We start from the raw sequence: 22,503 nt of genomic DNA on the forward strand, positions 1-22,503 counted from the left end.
CGCGATCCACGGGATTCCACGGTAACACCTCTGCGGCGGGTACTCGCAGGCCGCACCCCGGGTGCGACAGCGCCGGGTCACCAGGACGACGTCCGGCGGTCAGGAAGCGGCAACCTCGGTCGATGGCCGGGTGACCGGCGCGGCCGGGGTGTCCGCCGGTGTGTCCGCCGATCGTCGCTGCGCCGGCGCGGAGGGCGCCCCGGTCGCCGCGTCCGCCGCCGGACGCTCCGGCGGCGACTGGGCGGGCCCGTCGACCACCGGAGTGCCCACGGGCGCGTCCGGGCCCGGGGGCAGCACGACCACTCGTGGGGGCGCTGCGGGCGGGCCGCCGATCGGCCGGGGGTGACCCGCGCCCAGCGGTCCACCGCCACCGGTCGGACCGTCGCCTCCCCCGGCCGGCCCGTCGCCGCCGGAGCCCGAGTCGTCGTCGGCCCCGTTCTCCCGGGCACGGCCCGTGTTCGGGCGGGTCCGGTCGGCGGCATGCCCGAGCACGCGCAGCGACGCCAGCGCGGCCATCGGCACCACCAGGGCGGCAGCGGCGCCCGCCACGTCCAGCGCCGCGCCGTCGAGCACGCCACCCAGCACCGCCGCGACCGCCGTGCCGCCCAGCGCGGCCCGGATCGCCGGGTAGATGCCGAACAGCCGCAGCAGCCCGCCCCACGGCTGCAGCAGGGCGAACCACACCAGCAGCCCGCCGGCCAGCGCCAGCACGGTCAACGGGCTGTTCACCAACGTCTCGAAGTTCGCCGTGCTGGACCGGTGCACGGTGAACCCGCCGGTGCCGTCGGCCACCGCGGACAGGAACCGGCCGAGGCTCCCCCGCTCGGCCGCCGGCCGTCGCAGGTCGACCACGGCGAAGCCGATGCCGACCGCCAGGGCGGCCATGGTGGCCCACGCCAGTCGGGTGATGGTCAGCCAGCCGCCGGCGCTGATCGCCGCGGCCACGCTCAGCCCGGCGGTCAGCGCGATCGCGCCGACCGGGTCGGCGCCCAGGTACGGGCTGCCGACCACCACCACGGCGAGACCGCCCACGGCGACCATCACGGCCGGCCGCCAGCGGCGGTGCACCCGCTGGCCGAACCACCCGCCGGTCACCAGCGCGCCGGCGAGGAACACTCCCAGCCCGACGGTGCTCAGCCCGGCGTACCGGCCACCCTGCAACGCCGAGTAGCCGACCACGCTGTTGAGCTGCAGGCTCGACCCGGTGAGCACGTCCAGCCCGACGGTCAGGGTCGTGAGGCCGGCCACCGCGCCGAACGGGCCGAGCGTGTTCGCGTACCCGGGGGCGAACCGGACCGCCGCGGTGCCCCCCGCGACCAGCAGCGCGGTGACCGCGCCGAAGATCCATCCGGGGTGTTCGCCCCGCCACCAGGGCACGGCGTCGGCGAGCAGCGCGGCCGGAACGGCCAACGCGGCCGCCACCAGCAGCAACTCCACCACCGCCACGACGCGGGCGGAGACCGGGGTCGGGCCGGCCGGGCCGGCGTGTGGTCGGGCCCGGCGCAGCAACGGCAGCACCGCCAGGGCCAGCAGCACCTGAAGCCCGGCGAGCAGGGCGAAGAACCGGCCGGAGACGGCCCGCTGGGCCGTCGCCTCCCGGTCGGCGTCCGCCGGCGCGTTGATCGCCTCCGTCAGGTCGGACGGGCGGCCGCCGGTGCTGACCGCCGGCCGGCCGAGGAACAACCGCTCCGGCATCGGCCGTCCCAGCGCGGTCAGCGCCGTCGGCGCGAGGTCGACAAGTTGCAGGTAACCGTCGCGGCCGGTGCTGGCCGAGGTGAGCCAACCCCGCTCCCAGCCCGGCCCGTCCGCGACCACCACGTGCAGCCGCGACGGCTGCTCGGTGTCGGAGATTCCGGCCACCAGCACCAGCGACCGCTCCGGCCGGGCGGCCAGGACCCGGGCCAACTGGGCGTCGGCGGCCCGCGCCTGCTCGGCACGCGCCACCGGGTCGGTCCCCTCGACCGTGCCGAGGTCGACGATGCTCAGCACGCACGAGCCGAGCAGCCGGCGCGGATCGGCCGGCAGCCCCGCGGCGTACCTGTCGACCCGGCCGAACGGGCGGGCGGCGGCCACGGCGGCGCCCGGACCCACGGCGACCGAGCAGCGCACCGACTCCGACAGCGACCCGGGCATGGTGCCCCAGGGCAGCCGCTGCTGGTTGTACTGGACCACGCTCTCCTGGTCGGGCAGGTTCGCGCCGATCCCGTCCGGTTGCTCCACGGCCACGCCGGCGGGCGGGCAGCCGCCGTCGGGCCGGGTGCCGTTCCACGCGGCGAAGCTCCCCGCGCCGAGGGTCAGCCACCCGTCGACCGGGCAGGTGGGCCGGTGCGCGGACCGCACCGACAGGGAGCCGATCGAGCCGTCCCGGGCCATCCGCCACAGCGTCGGGGTGCTCTGCTGGTCGACGTCCTCCCAGCGCAGTCCGGCGATCCCGGCGAGCACCACGAAGTCGGCGGTGCGCTGCGGGGTGCCCTGGGGTGGCCGGGCGGACAGCGCGGTGACGCCCAACACCACCACGAGCACGGTCAACAGGGCGGGAGCGAGTCGACGCAGCATCACCGGTGTCCCGTCATCGGCGCGTCGGAGCCGGGGGCCGCCGGAGGAGTCGAACGGGCGGTCAGTTCGGCGTAGAGGGCCGCCAGCACGGCCACCGTGTCCGCCTCGGTGGGCCACGTCGCCGCCCGCTCGGCGCCGCGCCGGCCCAGCTCGGCCCGGGCCTCCGGGTCGTCCAGCAGCGCGCGCACCGCCGCGTCGACCGCGTCCACGTCACCGGCGGGGACCAGCGCGGCGGCATCGCCGACCAGCTCCGGCAGGCCACCCACCGCGGTCGCCACCAGCGGCACGCCGGCCCGCATCGCCTCCTGGGCGAACAACTGCCGGGCCTCCCAGTCGCTGGTGACCACCGCGAGGTCGGCGCCGGCGAGCAGGTCGGCCACGTCGGTGCGGTGCCCCAGCAGGGTCACCGGGGCTCGGGCTGCCGAGGTCCGCGCGGCCAGCGGCAGGTACGCCGGGCCACTCCCGGCGATCACCACGACCGGCGGCGGGGTACGCGTACGCCAGCGGGCGGCCGCGTCGATCAGCACGTCGTAGCGCTTCTGCGGGTGCAGCCGCCCCACCGAGACGAGCAACGGCTGCTCCGGTCGTACGCCGAACTCGGCGCGCACGGCGGCGCGGCGTCGACGCGGCGCGGGCAGCGCCGGGGCGGCGACCGGGGCGAGTCGGGCGTCGGCGGCGCCCAGCGCGGCGGCCCGCTCGACCAGGTCGGTGGAGGCGCCGAGCGCCACCCGGACGCCCCGGGCAACCACCCGCTCGACGAGCCGCGAGGCCCCGCCGCGCAGGCCGCCCACGAGGACCGCGTTGTGCCAGGTCACGATCAGCGGGGCGGACGGACGGGCCAGCACGGCGACGAGACCGGCGCGCAGGCCGTGGGCGTGCACCACGTCGACGCGGGCCGCGGCGAGCGCCCGCCGCAGGGCGAGCACCGCCCGCGCGTCGGCGGGGGTCGGGCTGGCCGGGATCTCCACCGGCTCAAAACGCGCGCCGACGCCGGTGAAGTCGAACTGCTCCTGCGTGGCCGCCGGCCCGCAGACGAGCACTGTGGCACCGGCCGCGACGAGCCCGCGCGCCACCGAGCGGACGTGCTGGCCGACCCCGCCGGTGCTGGAAGCCAGCAGCAGCGCCACGGAGCCCGACCAGCCGTTTGTCTCCGTCATGCCGGCCACCGCCGGTTGGTGTTGACAACGCTCACCGAACCGCCGTCTCCTTCCCGTCGCCCCGCTCCGGGGGGACCGCGCCCGGCGTCGACGTGCCGGCCCGGCCCCGCGGCCCTCGCCGGCCGAGGCGGCGTACCACCCCGGTCAGTAGCGGCCGTACGTCCCGCCGGTCGACGAACCAGACCACGACGAGGAACACGACACCGACCAAGACCCCGGACAGCATGCCCTGACCGAGTGCCGCGGCCGTCGTCGGGGTGCCGCCGTCCAGCCTGTCGAGCCAGCGGCTCACGCCCAGCCCGGCGAGCGCGGCGAGCAGCCCGGCGAGGCCACCGGCCACACCGGCGCGCGCCGCGCCGGCAAGCGCCGGCCGGCCGGCGCTGCGCAGCACCGCCGTGACGAGCAACACGCCGAGCACCACCATGCCCACCGAGTTGGCGGACGTCACGGCGAGCACCCGGTCGGTCAACGGCAGGATCGCGCCGAGCAGCAGGACGACGGGCGGCACCACCAGGAAGCCGACGGCGGTCGCGGCGGTCGCCGCCCGGGTCTCCCCGCGCGCGTAGAGCGCCCGGGTGAGGATCGCGAAGAGGCCGTAGCCGACCAGGCCCGGGGCGTACCCGATGATCGCGGCGGCGGCGGTCGGCGCGGTGGACGCGGGGAAGAAGAAGTGCCCGACGGGCCCCGCGGTCCCGACCAGCGCGGCCGCGCCGAGGCAACTGAACAGCAGCACCCCGCGCACGGCCGGCGCCAGGGTCGCCCGGTAGCCGTCCTCGTTGCCGGCCGACCGCGCCGCCGCGAGCGTCGGATAGGCCGCCACGGCCAGCGGCACCGCGAGCACCGCCCACGGCAGCAGGTAGACGGTCTGCGCCAGGTTGTAGACGCCCGGGTTGCTGCGCGCGCCCGCGGTGACCTGGTTCAGGCTGACGATCAGGGCGATCTGCTGCGTGGTGACGGTGACCGCGCCCGCCACCGCCAACGCGCCGACCCGGGCCCGCGCGTCGGCGGGGAACCCGAACCCGGGCCGCAACCCCAGGCGCAGCCGGCGCACCGGGACGAGCAGCGACAGCGACAGCGTCACCACGCCCAGGGTGGTGCCGGCGGAGAGCAGCAGCTCGCCGCCGGGGCTCACCCCGGCGACTGTGGCGTACCGGCCCTGGGTGGCGGTGAACCCCAGGTAGACGACGATCACGGTGAGGCTGGACAGCAGCGGGGCGAGCACCGGCCAGGCGAAGCGCCGGTGCGCCTGGAGCACCCCGGTGAGCACGATGCCGACGCCGTACAGCGGCAGCTGCGGCGCGAAGACCCGCAGCATCCGTACGCCGCTCTGCTGCTGGGCGTCGGTCAGGTGGTGGCCCAGCGACTCGACCACCGGGCCGGCGAAGAGCACCACGACCAGCGCGAGCGGCACCAGCAGGGCAAGCGTCCAGGTCAACAGCGCGCCGGTGGTCCGGGCGACCGCCGTGCGGTCGCCGGCCTCGACCGCCCCGGCCAGCAGCGGTACGACGAGGCTGGCCAGCGCGCCACCGGCGACGATCTCGAAGATGAAGTTCGGCACCGCGTTGGCCACCACGTAGGCGCCGCCCAGGTCGGTCGGGGCGAGGCTCCAGGTGAACACGGCGGTACGGCCGAAGCCGGCGAGCCGGCTGAGCACGGTGAGGACGGCGATGAGCGCGGCTGCCCCGGCCAGCCGGCCGGCGCCGGCGAGGGGTGCCGGTCTGGTCACGTCAGTCGGCGCGTCGGCCCAGTGCGTCGAGCTGCCGCAGGCCCGGGGTTCGCTGGATCACCGCCGTGAAGCTGACCTTCTCGCTGGCGGCGGTGAGCCCGGCGAGCACGGCCAGCAGACCGGCCCGGCCGAGCGGGCCACTGCGGGCGGCGAGCGCGACGCCGAGCAGGGCGCCGAGCGCGTTCGCGCCGCTGTCGCCGAGCATGACGTCCTCGGACAGGTCGTCGCGGAGCAGGCCGGCGGCGGCGCCGGCCGCGCCGGCCGCGATCCCGCCGTGCGGGCCACCGGCCAGCGGCACGCCCAGCAGCAGCCCGGACTTGATGGCCCGGCCGGGCCGCAGGTCGAGCAGGTTGAGCAGGTTGGCGGTGCCGGCGATCACCCCGGCGCCGAGCAGCACGTCGACCCCCCGGCCGACGGCGCCGTGGCGCTTCCGGCGCGGGTGCGCGGCGACCCGCGGGTCGGCGGCGAGCAGCGCGGCCGCGCCCAGCCCGGCGGCGCCCACCCCGATGATCTTGACCAGCCCGGCGGTGACGCGTCCCTCGCGCAGCGCGGCGAGGTGCCCGGCGAAGCCCTTGGCCGTCTTCTGCTCCGGACGTGCTCCGACCACGTCGTCGTAGAGCCCGACACCGCCGGCGCCGAGGCCGGCGACCAGGGCGGCGCCACCGGAGGCGGCGCTGGTGGCGCCGAACACGCCCGCGGCTGTCGCACCGGCGGCGAGCGCCGGCCCGGCCGCCAGGGTCACCGTCCGGCCCCGGAAGTTGGTGCGCTCCAGCGTGGGACCCACCGGGGCGGTCCGCACCTCGCGGAGGGCGTACCGGGCGGCGGCGGCACCGGCCCCGGCGATCAGCAGCCGGCCCAGCATCCTCACGCCGCCACCTCGCTCGGGCGCAGGGTCGCCCGCTCAGGCGCGTCGGTTCCGGACACCGGGGTACGTCGTTCGCTCACTGGGGCAGTCTAGGCAGCAGGGACGCGGCATTGTCGCCGACGCCGTACTGGCCGGCCTTCTTCTCGGTGAGCTGCTGCACCAGGGCGAGGCTGGTGACCAGCTGGCCCTGCACGGTGTTGGCGTTGTCGACCGTGGAGATGGTCTGCGACAGCACCGGGTCACCGCGGACCACGGACACCACGTTGCCACCGGCGGAGCCGTTGCCGCCCACCACGATCGACCCGGTCCGGTCGAACTGTTCGGCGATCTTGACGACCGACTCGTCCCGCTTCTCGGAGTCCTTGTCGACGTACGGCTGCCCGCTGACCACGACGACGGCCTCGGCCGGCCCGGTGACCTTGTTGTTGTCGGTGGTCAGGTAGCCGGCGTTGTTGTACGCGGCGAGCACCGCCCGCCGGTCGGCGTCGCTGACCGGCGCGGTGCCCTGCGCCCGGTCCAGCAGGACGCTGGCCAGCAGCGCGCTGGAGGTCTCCACGCCGTGGCCGTTGCCCGGCAGGCCGGTGGTCTGCGCGGTCGGCCGAGCGGCGGTGACGGCCAGTTCCAGCAGGTTGGAGTTGTTGTCCGGGTTGATGAACTTGTCCTGCAGGTCGACCCGGCCGGTGATGGTGGCGCCGGCCTGCTGGAGCTTTTTGAGCACGCCCTCGGTGTGGTCGCGCCCGTTGGGCAGGCTGAGCACCACCACCCGGCGGCCGGTGAGCGTGCCCGGCAGGACGACCTGGGACACCTGCTCGGCGAACTCCTCCTCCAGACCGAGCTGCTTCTCCATGCTGTTGACCTGCTGCCGCAACTGCTGGTTGTCCTTGCGCAGCCCGGTGACCTGCTCCTTGAGCGAGTCGGCGACGGGGCCGTTGAGGGCGGCGGTGCCGACCACGAGGCCGATCGCCAGAGCCAGGAAGACCGCGGTGAGGGACACCACGTGGTAGCGGAAGTTGATCACGCTTGCAGCCTCTTGATCGGTCGGGAACTAGAAGAGCCGGTACAACTGGAACACGAAATTGTCCCACCACTCGGCGACCACGCCCAGGTACGCCTTCCCGACGGTGGAGACGGCCACCGCGGAGGCCATCGCCGCGATCGCCGAGAGCACCAGCAGCAGCAGCGACGAGCCGGAGATGCTCTGCCGGTAGAGCCGGCTCACCCCCTTGGCGTCGACCAGCTTGCCCCCGACCTTCAACCGGGTCAGGAACGTGGAGGCCATTCCGCCGCGCCCCTTGTCCAGGAACTCGACGAGCGTGGCGTGGGTGCCCACCGCGACGAGGAGGGACGCGCCCTTCTCGTCGGCCAGCAGCATCGCCAGGTCCTCGCTGGTCGCCGCGGCCGGAAAGGTGATGGCCGGGACGCCGAGGCCGTTGACCCGGGGCAGGCCGGGCGCCCGCCCGTCGGGGTAGGCGTGCACGATCACCTCGGCGCCGCAGCGCAGCACGTCGTCGGTGACCGAATCCATGTCACCGATGATCATGTCGGGGGTGTACCCGGCCTCGACCAGCGCGTCCGCGCCGCCGTCCACGCCGATCAGCACCGGCTTGAACTCCCGGATGTACGGGCGCAGCACGTCCAGGTCGGCCTTGTAGTCGTAGCCGCGCACCACGATCAGGCAGTGCCGGCCCTGGATCTGGGTCTGGATGTCCGGAACGCCGACGCCGTCGAGCAGCAGGTCGCGTTCCTGGCGCAGGTAGTCCATCGTGTTGGCGGCGAACGCCTCCAACTGCACCGACAGCCCCTCCCGGGCGTCGGACATCGCCTTGGCGACCGACTCGGCGTCCTGCAGGGTGCCGTGCGCCACCGGCTCCTCGCCGGCGAAGACGGTGTTGCCCTCGATCCGGACCTGGTCGCCCTCGCGGATCCGCTCGAAGACGCCCTCCCCGAGATCGTCCAGGAGCGGGATGCCGGCGGCGATCAGCACCTCCGGCCCGAGGTTGGGGTAGCGGCCGGAGACCGACGGCTTGGCGTTGAGCACCGCCGCGACACCGACAGCGACCAACGAGTCGGCCGCCACCCGGTCCAGGTCGACGTGGTCGATGACCGCGATGTCACCGGGGCGCAGCCGCCCGACCAGCCGTTTCGTCCGGCGATCAAGGCGCGCGGTGCCGAGGACTCTGCCCGGCTCCGCGTTTCGGTTCCGGCGCAACGTGGGTAGACGCATCGTGACCATCCTGGCATGTGAGGCAGGCTTTTCTGTCGCGACATGCCTGAGCAGGGCCGCCTACCCAGGGAAGCACACGTCGGCACAAGCCGGTGTGCTTGCGCTCACAATACGCGGCGTCACAACCGCCTTTCCTTGGCGGCCACGGCCAGCAGCTCCTCGGCGTGGGCGATACCCAGATCCGAATCGGGCAAACCGGCGAGCATGCGCGCCAACTCCCGGGCCCGCTCGGTGTCCTCCACCACGCGTACCCCGCTTGTCGTCACCGCGCCGCCGGTGTCCTTCGCCACCACCAGGTGCCGGTCGGCGAACGCGGCCACCTGCGGCAGGTGGGTGACGACCAACACCTGGTGGCTGCGGGCCAGCCGGGCCAGCCGGCGGCCGATCTCCACCGCGGCCTGGCCGCCGACGCCCGCGTCGACCTCGTCGAAGACCAGCGTGGGCGGGCCGCCCGAGCCGGCGAAGACCACCTCGATGGCGAGCATCACCCGGGACAGCTCGCCGCCGGAGGCGCCGCGCTGCAACGGCAACGACGGCGCGCCCGGGTGGGCCAGCAACCGCAGCTCCACCTCGTCGCCGCCGTCCGCCGCGACACCCGCCTCGACGCCGTTGATCGTCAGCGTCGGCTCGGCCCGTCCGGCCGGTCGGGGCAGCACCGCCACCTCGATCCGGGCGTGCGGCATGGCCAGACCGGCCAGCTCGACGGTGACCTGGTCGGCGAAGCGGACCGCCGCCTCCTGCCGGGACACGGACACCCGGGAGGCCAGGTCGGCCACCTCGCCGGCCAGCCGCTGCCCCTCGGCGTCCAGCTCGTCGAGCAGGTCGTCGGAGGTGTCCAGGTCGGACAGTCGGGTGCGGGCCCGGTCGGCCCAGGCGATGACGCCGTCGACGTCGTCGGCGTACTTGCGGGTCAACGCCCGCAGCGCGGCCCGCCGCTCGTAGACGTGCTGCAACCGGGCCGGGTCCGCGTCGAGCGTCGCCAGGTACGCCGACAGCTCCGCGGAGACGTCGGTGACCAGCGTGGCCGCCTCCTCCAGGCGGGCCGCCAGCTCCCCAAGCGCCGGGTCGGTGCCGGCCTGCGCCTCCAGGGTGCGCCGGGCCGTGCCGAGCAGCGCCGCCGCGTCGGGTGTCTCGTCGGCCGCCTCCGCGCCGCCCGCCACACACTGCTGGGCCACCTGCGCGGCCGTCCGCAGGCCCTCGGCGTGCTCCAACCGCTGCGCCTCGGTCTTCAGCTCGTCGTCCTCGCCGGGCTGCGGGTCGACGCGGGTGATCTCGTCGAGGCCGAGTCGCAGCAGGTCGGCCTCCTGGTTGCGCTCGCGGGCGTTGCGCCGCCGGTCGGCCAGGTCGTCGACCACCCGCCGCCACCCGGTGTACGCCTCGCGCAGCGCGTCGAGCAGCTTCTCGTGCGCCGGCCCGGCGAACCGGTCCAGAGCGGCCCGCTGCTCGGCGGGGCGCAGCAGCCGCAACTGGTCGGACTGGCCGTGCACGGCCACCGCCTGCTCGCCGACCTCGCCCAGCATCGACACGGGCATGCTCCGGCCACCGAGGTGGGCCCGGGAGCGGCCCTCCACCGTCACCGTGCGGCTGAGCAGCAACGAGCCGTCCTCGTCGGGCTCGCCACCGGCGTCGCTGATCCGGGCGTGCACCGTGTCGGCGACCCGGCCGGAGAGGCGTAGCCGCCCCTCGACCACGGCCCGGCCCGGTTGGGCACGGACCCGCCCGGCGTCGGCCCGGCCGCCGAAGAGCAGGCCGAGGCCGGTCACCACCATCGTCTTGCCGGCACCGGTCTCGCCGGTGATGACGTTCATCCCGCCGGTCAACGGCAGCGTGGTGTCCTCGATGACGCCGAGTCCGGTGATGCGCAGCTCTTCCAGCACAGCACCCGACAGTAGACGCGAGGGCCGACAGTTGACCAGCCGACGGGCCCCACGGCCGGGCCCCGGCACGGCCCGCACCTTACCGACGTACAGTCTTGCCCCGTGTCGGACGTGATCGGCCTGACCCCCGCCGAGGAGGAGCTCTACCGCTGCCTGCTCCAACTCACCACGGCCCGCGTCGACGAGCTGGTCCGCCGGCTGCGACGGCCCCGGGCGCAGGTCGTCGAGCAGGTCGAGGCGCTGCGGGCCAAGGGTCTGGTGCAGCCCACCGACAACGACCCGGACGCCCCGCTGCGCCCGACCGCCCCGGACGTCGCCCTCGGCGCGACGCTGCTGCGCCGCCAGGAGGACCTGGAGGCGGCCCGGCGCCGGGTCACCCAACTGGCCGAGGAGTACCGCTCCGGGCTGCGCCGCCACCACGTGGACCACCTGGTCGAGGTGATCCGGGGCGGTCGGGTGCTGCGCGACCGGCTGCGTGACCTGCAGAACTCGGCCCGCGACGAGGTGCTGTGGTTCTGCCGGGCGAACCCCCTCGCAATGGCCGGCCCGGAGAACGTCGAGGAGTTCGACGCGCTGGCCCGCGGGGTGAGCTACCGGGCCATCTACGAACGGGACCTGCTGCTGGAGCCGGGCGCGCTGGCCGACCTGGCCAAGGGGGTGGCCGCCGGCGAGCAGGCCCGCGTGCTGGACCGGCTGCCGGTCCGACTCGCCATCGTGGACGCGCGTACCGCCATCTGCCCGCTGGTGCCCGACCGCGACGGCGGCGAGCCGAGCGCCGCGGTGATCGGCCGCAGCCAACTGCTCGACGCGCTGCTCGCCCTCTTCGAGAGCCACTGGCGGGTGGCCACCCGGCTGCGACTCGACGACCCGCTCGCCGCCACCGCGACCGAGATCCGGCGCGACGAGGCCGACGACCGTCCGGTCGACGGCTACCAGCCCGACGCCGACGAGGCCCGGCTGCTGTCGCTGTTCGTGGCCGGCGTACCGGACAAGTCCATCGCCTCCCAGCTCGGGGTGAGCCGCCGGACGGTGCAGCGGCGCCTCGCCGACCTGATGGACGCCGCTGGCGTGGACACCCGACCCGGGCTGGCGTTCCAGGTCGCCCGGCGCGGCTGGCTCTGAACGCGGCCGGGCCCGCCGTCCGAAGCGACGGCGGGCCCGGCCGGACACGCTCGGAGTCAGCGCAGCCCGTACGCGCGCAGCACCGTCTGGTCGACGGAGTTCCCGTTGCGGTCGGTGGCGTGCACCCGCAGCGACACGGTTGCGCGCCCGGCCGGCACGGTCGCGGTCCAGCGGGTCCCCGACCCTCTGGTCGGCGCGGACCGCCAGGTGACGCCCCCGTCGAAGGAGACCTGCACCGTCAGGCTGGTGCCCGTCGGGGCGGCGACTCCGGTCGGCTGGCGCAGGGTCAGCCCCAGCTGGTGCGGTCGGTTGCCGGGTACGGTGCCGAGCAGGTCGGCAGGCACCCGGTAGTCCACCTGCAGCAGCGACAGCGGCACGGCGGCGTCACCCGCCGGCCGGGCCGAGCTGAACTGCCACGCCGTGTCGGTGCGGGTGGCGTAACGCCACTCGTTCGAGGCCCGGCGCGTCGTCACGTCGAGGCGGTAGCGGGCCGCCCCGGCTGTGGTCGGCACCGGCGCCCAGCCGCCGGACAGGTCGGCGATCTGCTGACCGTCGCGGCTGAGGCGAGCCTCGACGGTGTCCGCCTCCTCGCTGTTGCCGGCCACGCTGTAGTGCCCGTCGGCGTCGACGAACTCGGGCACCCGCACGTCCAGGCTGTCGCCCGTGCGGGTGGGCACCGGCGTCCCGCTGGCCGGCACGGCCGGACGGACCACCGGCGCGTGCCAGGTCTCGGTCTCCCGGTCGTCGGCGGCGTACCGCCGGGGCTCCTGGGTCAGCCCACCGGTCACCTGCCCCCACTGCATGTACATCTGCTTGTGCAGCACCCGGTGCTGCCACCAGGAGTCCCCGGCGCTGACGAACTCCTGCCGGGTGGTCCCGTTGCGGACCAGGCGCTGGTCGTCGTTCCAGGAGTACTCCTGCCACGGACGCCAGCCGAACCGCTCCTCGGTGGCCCAGCCCGCGCCCGTGTCGCCGTAGCTGGCGGTCACCTCGGCGGTGTTCTTCGCGGTCACCGTGTGCACGATCCGCTCCGGCACCCGACCCTTCGACACCTGCCACACGTCGTACAGGTACGGGCTGTCCACGGTCAGCGTCAGGTCCAGCGTCGCCCGGCCCTTGCGCGCCGCCGCGATCAGCCGCTGCCCGTCGTCGTACGCGACGACCATCGCCGGGATGGACAGCCGCTCCCCCGCCGGCCGCCAGACCGTCCACGCGCTCTGGTCCTCCGGCCGGACGATCAGCACCGCCGCGGCGCCGGCCGCCGCCGCCGCGGCCACCTGCTCATTCTCGTTACGGTTCGGGTCGGCGGCGAGCAGCGCCGCCGCACCCCGCACCCGGGCCAGCTCGGCCGGGGTTCCGGTGCCGGCCCAGACCAGCGGCAGCTTCCGTCGACCGGTCGGCGCCGGGGACGTGCCCAGCAGGTTGATGTCCGACGGGCCGGACACCCCGCTGATCGTGGCGTCCACCATGGGCGCGACGAGCTGCCAGCGGGAGGCGAACTCGAACTCACCCTGACGCACCTGGCGGGTCGGCGTGACATTGACCTGCTGAATGGTGCTGTAGGCCATGACGCCGTGATCGATCTGCCGGCCGTTGCCCAACACCCGGTGCACGTAGAAGCTGAGCGTGGCCCGCTGCTCGCTGGGCTTCGGCGTCTCGATCCGCACCGGCGTGCCCGTGCGGGCGTCGAGCACCACGGTCAGGTCCCGGTCGACGGTCAGCTCCGGCTCGACGGCCTCGGTCAGCTGCTCGTCGAGGGGGGCGCCGTGCTCGACCAGCGCGGTCAGCAGGTAGGTGCCCTCCTCGACCCGCAGGGTGCCCTCGCCCGGCCACCAGCCCCAGTAGTCCGACTCGGGCTGCTCACCGAAGAGGGTCAGCGCAGGCGAGAGGGTCAACTGACCCTGCCGGCCCAGCACCTTGATCGTGACGTCGTGGATCGGACCGCTGACGGTGAGGCCCACCGGCGTGCGCACGGCGACGCCGTCCGCGCCGGTCGCCACCAGCCATCCCCCGTGCGGGCCCCGGGCCAGTTTCGCCGGGTCGGCGCGCAGCGGCACCGCCACGCTGCCGCCCGCCGGCACGGTCACCTCGCCGGACGCGACGGCGACCCCGTCGTTCTCGGCCGCGCCGCTGTCCAGGTTGCGCAGGTCCAGGGCCAGCCGCAGGGTCTGCGCGCCCGTCGTGTCGTTGGTGTACGTCACGGTGCGCTGCACCGCCGCGCCACCGGTGGTGATCCGGCCGAAGTCGGCGGTGGCCGAGGCGTACACCCGCTGCGTGAGCGCCCGCGCCACGTCGACCCGACCGCCGCCCTGCTCGAAGACGGTCAGCGCCGGGTTCGCCTTGGTGGTGCTGACCAGCGCGTCCTTCAGCTTGCCGGCGGACCAGTCCGGGTGGTCCTGCGCGAGGATCGCCGCCGCGCCCGCCACGTGCGGGGTGGCCATCGAGGTGCCGGACGCGGTCGTGTAGGCGTCGCCCACCGGCGTACCCATGGTGGTGCCGGCGGCCCGCGCGGCGACGATGCCGACGCCCGGCGCGGTGATCTCCGGCTTCAGGCCGTTGTCGCCCAGGCGCGGCCCACGGCTGGAGAACTCGGCCAGGTTGTCGTCGCGGTCCACCGCGCCGACGGTGAGCGCCGCCGCGGCCGCGCCCGGCGAGCCGACGGTACGCGCCGCGCCCGCGTTGCCGGCGGCGACCACGAAGAGCGCGCCGGTCTCGGCGGTCAGGTCGTTCACCGCCTGGCTCATCGGGTCGGTGCCGTCGGTCGGGTCGCCGCCGAGGCTCATGCTGACGACCTTCGCGCCGGAGTGGGCGGCCCACTCCATGCCGGCGATGATGGCCGAGTCGTAGCCCGAGCCGCCGTCGTCGAGCACCTTGCCGACCAGCAGTCGCGCGCCCGGCGCGACGCCCTTGCGCAGCCCCGCCGACGCGGCGCCGCTGCCCGCGATGGTGGCCGCGACGTGCGTGCCGTGGCCGTGGCCGTCGCGGGCGCTGCCGCTGCCGGAGAAGTCCCGCGCCTCGGCGATCCGTCCGGCCAGGTCGGGGTGGGTGGCGTCGACGCCGGTGTCGAGTACGGCCACCTTCACGCCGCTGCCGTCGCGGCCGGCCGCCCAGGCCGTCGGGGCGCCGATCTGCGGGACGCTGTGCTCCAGCGTCGGGTGCACCCGCCCGTCCAGCCAGACGTAAGCGATACCGCCGCCCAGGCGGGGCGCGGCGGCCGTGGTCCGGCTCGTCGGCGTGCCGGCGAGGGTGCTCCACAGTCCACCGAGGTCGGCCTTGCCGACCCGCAACGCGGCGCCGTTGATGCTCTCCAGGGGGCGGGCGTCGGTGACGCCGCCGAGCGGCCGGACCCCGCCGGCCGCCTGCTCCTGGTAGCGCACGATCAGCGGCAGGGCGCCCTGCGCGGCGTCGCCGTAGCCGTCGGCGGCCAACTCCTGCACGTCGAACAGGTTGGCGTCGAGGACGCCGCTGGAGACGTAGGGCAGGGCGTCGCTGGGCAGCACCCGCAGCCCGCCGTCGACCTCCAGGGTCTGGAAGATGACCCGCTCGCGCCCGGGTCCCGGGCGTACGGTGGCGGCGACCCGGCCCGGCGCGGCCGGCGCCAGCTCGACCTGGTCACCGGTGATGAGGGTGATGCGGACGGGCGCGGCGCCCGGGGCGGACGTGCCCAGGCTCGGGCCGGTGGGCGGGACGGGCGGCTCGGCGGACGCCGGTGCGGCGAGGCCGACCACCAGCGCGCCGACCGCGCCGGCGCTGAGCCAGCGGGGGGACCAGTGCATGCGATGCGCTCCTTAAACTCCGGTGGGCCCGCCATCCGTAGATGAGGACCGATCGGAGTCTGCGACGCAGCGCACAACCAGGTCACTAGCCTTGCGCCGCCGCAGCGGCGACATGTCGTCAGGTGGACAACCGCCGGACACCGACGGTGTGCCCCACAGTCACCGGCGGCTGCCCCGCCACCCGTGCACCGGCAGACCGAACTTGGCGACCAGCCGGTCGGTGAACGGACGGGCGCGCAGCCGGACGATGCGCACCGGCAGGGCGCCTCGACGCACCGTCACCCGGGCGCCGGGCGGCAGGTCGTAGACCCGCCGGCCGTCGCAGGCGAGCACGGCGAGGGTGGTGAACGGGTCGACGGTGATGATGAACGTCGACGTGGGTGCGGTGACCAGGGGGCGGCTGAACAACGCGTGCGCGCTGATCGGCACCAGCAGCAGGGCCTCCACCTCCGGCCAGACCACCGGACCGCCCCCGGAGAACGCGTAGGCGGTGGAGCCGGTGGGGGTGGCGCAGACCACGCCGTCGCAGCCGTAGCGGGACAGCGGGCGGCCGTCCACGTCGACGAGGAGTTCGAGCATCTGCGCCCGCTCCCCCTTTTCGACGCTGATCTCGTTGAGCGCCCAGGACTCGATGGTCGGGCCACCGTCGAACTCGGCCGTGACGTCGAGCGTGAGCCGCTCGTGCACGGTGTAGTTGCGCTCGACGACGTCCCGGACCGCGGTGTCCAGATCATTGATCTCCGCCTCGGCGAGAAAGCCCACCTTGCCGAGGTTGATGCCGAGCAGCGGCGCCTTCGCCGGGCGGGCCAGCTCGGCCGCGCGCAGGAAGGTGCCGTCCCCACCGAGCGCGAAGACGATCTCGGCGCCCTCGGCGGCTTCCGGGCCGGTGACCGGAACCATCCCGGGCAGGTCGAGGTCGTCGGCCTCCTCGGCGATGACCCGCACCTCGAAGCCCGCGGCGATGAGGTCGGCGGCGACCGACCGGGCGTGCTGGGTGCTGCGTCGACGGCCGGTGTGGGTCACCAGCAGCGCCGTGCGGCTCATCGGAGCGGCCGCCCGTCCGCCATCGGACGGCACACTGCCGTCGCCGCCGCCCCGGCACGGCCGCGTGCCGTCGTGCGCCGTTCGCTGTACGCGTTCACCCTGCGACCTCCTCCGCCGCCACGCCCGGCACGTCGCCGGCCGTCGTCGGGCCGTTTGGCCCGGCCTCCACCACGGCCCGCACGCGCTGCGGGTCGGCCGGTGGTGCGTCCCGGCGCAACCATACGAAGAACTCGACGTTGCCGCTGGGCCCGGGCAGCGGGCTGGCCGCCACGTCGGCCAACCCGAGGCCGAGCTGAGCGGCCGCGGCGGCCACGTCGAGCACCGCCTCGGCGCGCAGCGCCGGGTCGCGGACGACGCCGCCGGCGCCGACCCGCTCCTTGCCCACCTCGAACTGCGGCTTCACCATCAGCGCCAGGTCGCCGTCGTCGCGGGTGCAGCCGGCCAGGGCCGGCAGCACCAACCGCAACGAGATGAACGACAGGTCGGCCACCGTCAGATCGACAGGCCCGCCGATCGCGTCCGCGACGAGGGTACGGACGTTGGTGCGTTCCAGGACGCGGACGCGCTCGTCGGTGCGCAGCGACCAGGCGAGCTGCCCGTAGCCGACGTCCACGGCCACCACCTCGGCGGCGCCGGCGCGCAGCAGCACGTCGGTGAAGCCCCCGGTCGACGCGCCGGCGTCCAGGCAGCGCCGCCCGGCGACGCGTAGGCCACCGGCCTCGAACGCCGCCAACGCGCCCGCGAGCTTGTGCCCGCCCCGGGAGACGTACTCCTCGGTCGGGTCCTCGCCGGTGACCAGCAGCGGATCGGCGGGGTCGACCATCGCGGCGGCCTTGCGCGCGAGCACTCCGCGCAGCTGGACCCGGCCGGCCTCGACCAGCGCGGCGGCCTGCTCACGCGAGCGGGCCAGCCCGCGGCGGACGAGTTCGGCGTCCAGCCGGTTGCGACGTGCCATGGGTGGTTCTCCGGTCTGTCCGACCTGGTCGTCCTGCTCAGGTCTGGTCGATGGTGGCGAGCGTTTCGCGCAGCGTCTCGTAGGCCGCCTCGTACTGCGCGATCTGGTCGGCCGGGGCGAGCGTCGCCGCGTTGTCCATGGCCCGCACGGCCGCGTCCACCGCCGGGTGGCGGGCCGTGTCGTCGCCGACGTCGACGCCCTCGGGCGGCGGGCCGGGGCGGGCGCCCACCGGCGGGCTGGGCCGGGCGGCGAACGACCCGGCCGGCGGCGGGCCGGGCCGGAAGCCTCCCGGCGGGCCGGGGCGGATGCCGGGCGGCGGGCCGGGACGCGCGCCGTCGCTCACGAGTCACCGTCCGGACGGCGCTTACGGGCGGCCTTCTTCGCCGGCATGACCGCCGGTGTCGGGGTGTCGTCCTGCCCGACCGGCGGCGGGGTGTCGTCGTCGGTCCGGCTGATCGTCGCGGGCGGCTTCTTCACGATGGCCTTCTTCGCGACAGCCTTCTTGGCCAGCGCCTTCTTGGCGACGGCCTTCTTGGCCACCGCGGAGACCGGCGCTGCGGCGGGACCGTCCGAGGCCTTCCTGGCCACCGGCGCCGAGACCGGCGCTCCGGCGGGGCCGTCCGACGGCACCGGGCCGCTGCCGGGCTGCGCCGCGCGGGTCGGATCGGGTTGCGGCGCGGGCCCGGTCGAGGGCACGGCGAGCTGTGGGGCGGGCCCGGCGGCCATTTCGGTGGCGCGCGCCTCGCGCAGTTGCCGTTCCAGGTCGCGCACGCGTCGGGTCAGCTCGGCCACCTCGTCGGCGGTGGCCAGACCGACCGCGCCCAGGGCCCGGTCGACCTCGAAGCGGACCAGCTTGGTCAGCGCCTCCCGGTTGGCGGCGCCCGTGGTGACCAGCTCCTCGCCGAGGGCCTGCAGCTGGGCGGCGGTCGCGCCGCCCGAGCCGACGAGGCGACGCACCGCGTCCTGGGCCTTCTTCCGGGGCGCCTCCGCCAGGCCCAGGGCCAGTTCGAGGTAGGCGCGCCACGCGTCCTGCATGCCTGAGTCCTTCCATGGGGCGGGGTCTGCAGGTGTCACGCTACCGGGCACCCCGGACTGTCTCGTGCGGTACGGTGCCGGGGACGGCGTGGCGATCGGCGAGGGGGAGATGTGGCCAGCGTGGACGAGTGCCGGCAGGCGTTGCAGGAGCTGGCCGCCCGGTTGGACCGCAACGCCGAGACGGTCCGCGACCGGATCGACCTGGACCGGACGTTGGCCTGCCGGATCACCGACCTGGACACGGCGTTCCACGGCAAGATCAGCGGTGGCCGGCTGGTCGAGCTGACCGACGGCGACGACCCGAAGGCCAAGATCGCGCTGAGCACGTCCAGCGACGATCTGCTCGCCCTGGTCCGAGGTGACCTGGACGTCACCAAGGCGGTCACCTCCCGCCGGGTGTCGATCAAGGCCAACCCGTTCGACCTGATGAAGCTGCGCAAGCTGCTCTGACGAGCGCGCTCGACGGCGTCACCCGTCGGTGGCCAACCCGAAGCTCTCCAGCGCGGCAGCCGCGTCCGGTCCCACCGCGCGGATCGCCGGCAGCTCCGGAGCCGACCACGCCGCCGCGCAGAGCGCGGCGAGAGCGTCCAGATCCCGGCCGGCGCCGGCCAGTTCCAGCGTCCCGTCGCGGTCGGTGACGGACCAGCCGCCGCCGTTCGTCGAGCCCGGGACCTGCACGGCCGCCGCCGGGTCGAAGAGCCCCGCCAGGTCCCGCGCGACGTACGTGGGCCGCCGTCGTGGCTCGGCCGCGAGCAGCTCGGGTACGCCGCTGACGCCGGTGAGCACGAGCAGGCTGTCCAGTCCCGCTCGGCGGGCGCCCTCGATGTCGGTGTCCAACCGGTCCCCGACGACCAGGGCTCGGCCGCCGTCGCCGCGCCGGGCGGCGGTCTCGAACAGCGCCGACTCCGGCTTGCCGACCACCAGGTCGGGGTCCCGCTCCAACGCGGTTCGCAGCACCGCGACCAGCGACCCGTTGCCGGGCAGGGGGCCCCGGGCGCTGGGCAGCGTCCGGTCGGTGTTGGTGGCGACCCAGATCGCCCCGGCCCGTACGGCGATCGACGCCTCGGCCAGCTCGGCCCAGCCGACCTGCGGACCGTAGCCCTGCACCACCGCGGCCGGCTTCTCGTCGGCGCGGGTGACCGGGGTCAGTCCGACCGCGCGCAGCTCGGCGCGCAGCGCCTCCGCGCCGACCACCAGCACCGGCGCTCCGGCCGGCAGGCGCTCGCGCAGCAGCTCGGCCGACGCGGCGGCGGAGGTGAGCACCTCCTCCGGCCGCGCCGGCACGCCCATCCCGGTCAGCAGGTCGGCGACGTCACTGGAGCGGCGGGAGGCGTTGTTGGTGGCGTACGCCACCGCCCGCCCCTCGGCGTGCAGCCGAGCCACCGCGTCGACCGCGCCGGGAATCGGCCGGTCGATCAGGTAGATCACCCCGTCCAGGTCGAAGACCACCAGGGTGTACCCGTCGATCAGCCGCTTCCCGGCGTCCGCGCTCACCGCTGCGTCGACTCCGGCTCGTCACCCCGGGTGGGGGCGGTCCCGTCGCCGTTCACCGCGCCGCCTGCGCGGCTGTCGTCGCTGGCGGGCGTGCTCCGGTCCGTGGTGGCTGCCGGGGCGACGTCGCCCGCGTCCGGGTGGCGGTCGTCGACGTCTTCGTCTTCGTCGTCGCCCGCGACGTCCTCGCCGCCCTCGTGCTCGTCCGAGCGGCCGGCGACGCCGTCCTCCTCGTCGTCGTCGTAGTCCTCGTCGTCCTCGTCGTCCTCGTCGTCGTCCTCGAGGTCGTCGTCGTCCTCGAGGTCGTCCTCGTCGTCGAGGTCGTCCTCGTCCTCGAGGTCGTCGGCGTCGAGGACGTCGCCGACGGTCAGGTCGGCGTCCGGCTGGGCCGGCACCGCGCCGGGCGCACCCGGGCCAGCGGCGATCTCCTCGGCCTCGTCCTCGTCATCACCTTCGATGACGACGCCGTCGAGTTCCAGCAACCGCTCCGCGGCGTCGGTCTCGCCCTCGGTGTCCACGTCGGCGGCGCGGGAGAACCACTCGCGGGCCTCCTCACGTCGGCCCACCGCGAGCAGCGCGTCGGCGTACGCGTACCGCAGTCGCGCCGTCCACGGCACCGTCGCCTCGCTGGTGAGGTCCGGCACCTGGAGCATCGCGACAGCGGCGTCCTTCTGGCCGAGATCGCCCCGTGCCCCGGCCGCGACGATCAGCAGCTCGATCGCGACGGCCTGGTCCAGCTTCGCCTGGTCGGCGCCGCGGAACAGGTCGATGGCCCGCTCCGGCCGGCCCAGGGCACGCTCGCAGTCGGCGAGCACGGCCAGGTGACTCTGCAGGCCGGTCATCCGGTGGTACGTCCGCAGCTCGGCGATCGCCGTCTGCCACTCCCCCGCGTGGTACGCGGCCAGGCCGACCGCCTCACGGACCGCGGAGATGCGCGACGCGAGCCGTCGGGCGGCCAGCGCGTGCGCCAACGCCTCGGCCGGGTCCTCGTCGATCAGCTGACCGGTGGCGACCAGGTGCCGGGCCACCGTCTCGGCAACCGGCTTGTTCAGCGAGAGCAGCTCGGCACGGACGTCCTTGTCCAGGTCGGTCGCGACGATGTCGTCCGGCAACGCCGGGGCCAGGCTGCGCCCACCCTCGGACGACTCGGAGGCCGCGCCACGGTCGTCGCGCCGAAAGTCGCCCTCGCGACGGGGCCGCTCGTCGGCCCGGAAGCCACCGTCACGGTCCCCACCGCGGAAGCCACCCTCGCGACGGTCACCGCCTCGGAAGCCGCCCTCGCGGGGTGCGCCGCCCTCACGACGGTCACCGCCCCGGAAGCCGCCGTCGCGGTCGCCGCCACGGAAACCGCCCTCACGCGGTGCGCCCGGGCGCGAGCCACCACGCTCGCCGCCACGGAAGCCACCTTCGCGGTCTCCGCCACGGAAGCCACCCTCGCGGGGCGGGCCGGAACGGCCACGGTCGCCGCCACCCTGGTAACCACCCTCACGACGGTCACCACCGCGGAAGCCACCCTCACGCGGCGTACGGGAGCCGTCGCGGTCGCCGCCACGGAAGCCACCCTCACGACGGTCTCCGCCACGGAAGCCCTCGCGGTCACCACTGCGGAAGCCACCCTCACGGGGCGGGCCGGAACGGCCACGGTCGCCACCGCCCTGGTAACCACCCTCGCGCGGCGTGCCGGAACGCGGGGCATCGCGGTCGCCGCCACGGAAACCACCCTCACGCGGCGCACCCGAGCGCGACCCATCGCGGTCGCCGCCACGGAAGCCGCCCTCGCGCGGCGCACCGGAGCGGGAGCCATCGCGGAAGCCGCCCTCGCGGCGCTCGCCGCCACGGAAACCGCCGTCACGGTCACCGCCCCGGAAACCGCCCTCACGACGGTCGCCGCCACGGAAGCCACCTTCGCGGTCGCCGCCACGGAAGCCACCCTCGCGGGGCGGGCCGGAACGGCTACGGTCGCCACCGCCCTGGTAACCACCCTCACGACGCTCGCCACCACGGAAACCGCCCTCGCGGTCACCGCCACGGAAGCCACCCTCACGCGGCGCACCCGAGCGCGACCCATCACGGTCGCCGCCACGGAAGCCGCCACCCTCGCGGCGGTCGCCGCCACGGAAACCACCGTCGCGGTCACCGCCACGGAAACCACCCTCACGCGGCGCGCCGGAACGCGGGGCATCGCGATCGCCGCCACGGAAGCCGCCTTCACGACGGTCGCCGCCACGGAAGCCGCCCTCAGAACGGTCGCCACCACGGAAGCCGCCCTCAGAACGGTCGCCACCACGGAAGCCGCCCTCACGACGGTCGCCGCCCCGGAAGCCCTCGCGGTCTCCGCCGCGGAAGCCACCCTCGCGGGGCGGGCCGGAACGGCCACGGTCGCCACCGCCCTGGTAACCACCCTCACGACGCTCGCCACCACGGAAACCGCCCTCGCGGTCACCGCCACGGAAACCGCCCTCACGCGGCGCACCCGAACGCGACCCATCACGGTCGCCGCCACGGAAGCCACCCTCACGCGGCGCACCCGAACGCGACCCATCACGGTCGCCGCCACGGAAACCACCCTCGCGGGGGGCGCCGGAACGGCCACGGTCGCCACCGCCCTGGTAACCACCCTCACGACGCTCGCCACCACGGAAACCGCCCTCGCGGTCACCGCCACGGAAACCGCC

Annotated in this window: 17 protein-coding genes; 3 read left to right on the forward strand and 14 right to left on the reverse strand. The window is 75.3% G+C overall.

The window, feature by feature from the left end; all coding sequences use genetic code 11:
- Positions 1-99 precede the first annotated feature (99 nt).
- The 7 genes from ACFYPR_RS31660 to recN all read right to left on the reverse strand — a co-directional run bounded on the left by ACFYPR_RS31660 (position 100) and on the right by recN (position 10,405).
- Positions 100-2,556, reverse strand: a complete 2,457-nt coding sequence (locus ACFYPR_RS31660) for a hypothetical protein (RefSeq protein ID WP_355069068.1) — start codon at positions 2,554-2,556, stop codon at positions 100-102.
- The gene (locus tag ACFYPR_RS31665; protein WP_354859370.1) at positions 2,556-3,713 is read right to left on the reverse strand and encodes a glycosyltransferase family 4 protein; all 1,158 of its coding nucleotides are present in this window, start codon (positions 3,711-3,713) and stop codon (positions 2,556-2,558) included. Before ACFYPR_RS31665 ends, ACFYPR_RS31660 begins: the two co-directional genes overlap by 1 nt.
- Positions 3,714-3,744: 31 nt before the next feature.
- Positions 3,745-5,439: a lipid II flippase MurJ gene (murJ, locus tag ACFYPR_RS31670; RefSeq protein ID WP_355069051.1), complete on the reverse strand. Its 1,695-nt coding sequence runs from the start codon at positions 5,437-5,439 to the stop codon at positions 3,745-3,747.
- A 1-nt stretch (position 5,440) separates the two neighbouring features.
- A complete protein-coding gene (locus ACFYPR_RS31675; protein ID WP_354861632.1) occupies positions 5,441-6,307 on the reverse strand; it encodes a hypothetical protein in 867 nt (288 codons plus the stop codon).
- Between the two features lie 73 nt (positions 6,308-6,380).
- Positions 6,381-7,322, reverse strand: coding sequence for a copper transporter (locus ACFYPR_RS31680; protein ID WP_354861630.1), 942 nt, complete (start codon positions 7,320-7,322; stop codon positions 6,381-6,383).
- A gap of 27 nt (positions 7,323-7,349) precedes the next feature.
- A complete protein-coding gene (steA, locus tag ACFYPR_RS31685) occupies positions 7,350-8,528 on the reverse strand; it encodes a putative cytokinetic ring protein SteA (protein WP_234591007.1) in 1,179 nt (392 codons plus the stop codon).
- A gap of 119 nt (positions 8,529-8,647) precedes the next feature.
- On the reverse strand, positions 8,648-10,405 hold the full coding sequence (gene recN / locus ACFYPR_RS31690; RefSeq protein ID WP_354861628.1) for a DNA repair protein RecN: 1,758 nt from the start codon (positions 10,403-10,405) through the stop codon (positions 8,648-8,650).
- 102 nt (positions 10,406-10,507) lie between these two features.
- Between recN and ACFYPR_RS31695 the strand changes: the two genes are divergently transcribed.
- Positions 10,508-11,527, forward strand: coding sequence for a helix-turn-helix domain-containing protein (locus ACFYPR_RS31695; protein WP_363941264.1), 1,020 nt, complete (start codon positions 10,508-10,510; stop codon positions 11,525-11,527).
- A gap of 56 nt (positions 11,528-11,583) precedes the next feature.
- Here the strand turns inward: ACFYPR_RS31695 and ACFYPR_RS31700 are convergent, their stop codons facing one another.
- From ACFYPR_RS31700 to ACFYPR_RS31720, 5 genes are all read right to left on the reverse strand, one after another.
- Positions 11,584-15,303, reverse strand: a complete 3,720-nt coding sequence (locus ACFYPR_RS31700; RefSeq protein ID WP_387264256.1) for a S8 family serine peptidase — start codon at positions 15,301-15,303, stop codon at positions 11,584-11,586.
- Between the two features lie 159 nt (positions 15,304-15,462).
- A complete protein-coding gene (locus tag ACFYPR_RS31705) occupies positions 15,463-16,347 on the reverse strand; it encodes an NAD kinase (RefSeq protein ID WP_355139518.1) in 885 nt (294 codons plus the stop codon).
- Positions 16,348-16,441: 94 nt separating this feature from the next.
- Positions 16,442-17,302 (reverse strand): TlyA family RNA methyltransferase, encoded by an 861-nt coding sequence (locus ACFYPR_RS31710; protein WP_387264258.1) that lies wholly within the window; start codon positions 17,300-17,302, stop codon positions 16,442-16,444.
- A 37-nt stretch (positions 17,303-17,339) separates the two neighbouring features.
- Complete coding sequence (locus ACFYPR_RS31715) at positions 17,340-17,645, reverse strand: hypothetical protein (protein ID WP_387264261.1); 306 nt, start codon at positions 17,643-17,645, stop codon at positions 17,340-17,342.
- A complete protein-coding gene (locus tag ACFYPR_RS31720) occupies positions 17,642-18,337 on the reverse strand; it encodes a hypothetical protein (protein ID WP_387264264.1) in 696 nt (231 codons plus the stop codon). Before ACFYPR_RS31720 ends, ACFYPR_RS31715 begins: the two co-directional genes overlap by 4 nt.
- Positions 18,338-18,448: 111 nt before the next feature.
- Between ACFYPR_RS31720 and ACFYPR_RS31725 the strand changes: the two genes are divergently transcribed.
- Positions 18,449-18,787 (forward strand): SCP2 sterol-binding domain-containing protein, encoded by a 339-nt coding sequence (locus ACFYPR_RS31725; protein ID WP_354861616.1) that lies wholly within the window; start codon positions 18,449-18,451, stop codon positions 18,785-18,787.
- 18 nt (positions 18,788-18,805) lie between these two features.
- Here ACFYPR_RS31725 and ACFYPR_RS31730 read toward each other — a convergent pair whose 3' ends face one another.
- The gene (locus ACFYPR_RS31730; RefSeq protein ID WP_354861615.1) at positions 18,806-19,831 is read right to left on the reverse strand and encodes an HAD-IIA family hydrolase; all 1,026 of its coding nucleotides are present in this window, start codon (positions 19,829-19,831) and stop codon (positions 18,806-18,808) included.
- The gene (locus tag ACFYPR_RS31735; protein WP_387264276.1) at positions 19,828-20,856 is read right to left on the reverse strand and encodes a hypothetical protein; all 1,029 of its coding nucleotides are present in this window, start codon (positions 20,854-20,856) and stop codon (positions 19,828-19,830) included. The genes ACFYPR_RS31730 and ACFYPR_RS31735 overlap by 4 nt, the downstream gene beginning before the upstream one ends.
- Here ACFYPR_RS31735 and ACFYPR_RS31740 point away from each other — a divergent pair.
- Positions 20,845-22,503 (forward strand): hypothetical protein (locus tag ACFYPR_RS31740; RefSeq protein WP_387264269.1); only part of this gene is annotated, 1,659 nt, incomplete at its 3' end. The two genes, ACFYPR_RS31735 and ACFYPR_RS31740, sit on opposite strands and share 12 nt — an antisense overlap.

This window comes from Micromonospora sp. NPDC005254 (assembly GCF_042872525.1).
Lineage (GTDB): Bacteria > Actinomycetota > Actinomycetes > Mycobacteriales > Micromonosporaceae > Micromonospora.

Coding starts and splice junctions, on each gene's coding strand:
- ACFYPR_RS31660 (WP_355069068.1), bottom strand. CDS start 2,556: ATGCTGCGTCGACTCGCTCCCGCCCTGTTGACCGTGCTCGTGGTGGTG.
- ACFYPR_RS31700 (WP_387264256.1), bottom strand. CDS start 15,303: ATGCACTGGTCCCCCCGCTGGCTCAGCGCCGGCGCGGTCGGCGCGCTG.
- steA (WP_234591007.1), bottom strand. CDS start 8,528: ATGCGTCTACCCACGTTGCGCCGGAACCGAAACGCGGAGCCGGGCAGA.
- ACFYPR_RS31705 (WP_355139518.1), bottom strand. CDS start 16,347: ATGAGCCGCACGGCGCTGCTGGTGACCCACACCGGCCGTCGACGCAGC.
- ACFYPR_RS31720 (WP_387264264.1), bottom strand. CDS start 18,337: ATGCAGGACGCGTGGCGCGCCTACCTCGAACTGGCCCTGGGCCTGGCG.
- ACFYPR_RS31710 (WP_387264258.1), bottom strand. CDS start 17,302: ATGGCACGTCGCAACCGGCTGGACGCCGAACTCGTCCGCCGCGGGCTG.
- ACFYPR_RS31665 (WP_354859370.1), bottom strand. CDS start 3,713: ATGACGGAGACAAACGGCTGGTCGGGCTCCGTGGCGCTGCTGCTGGCT.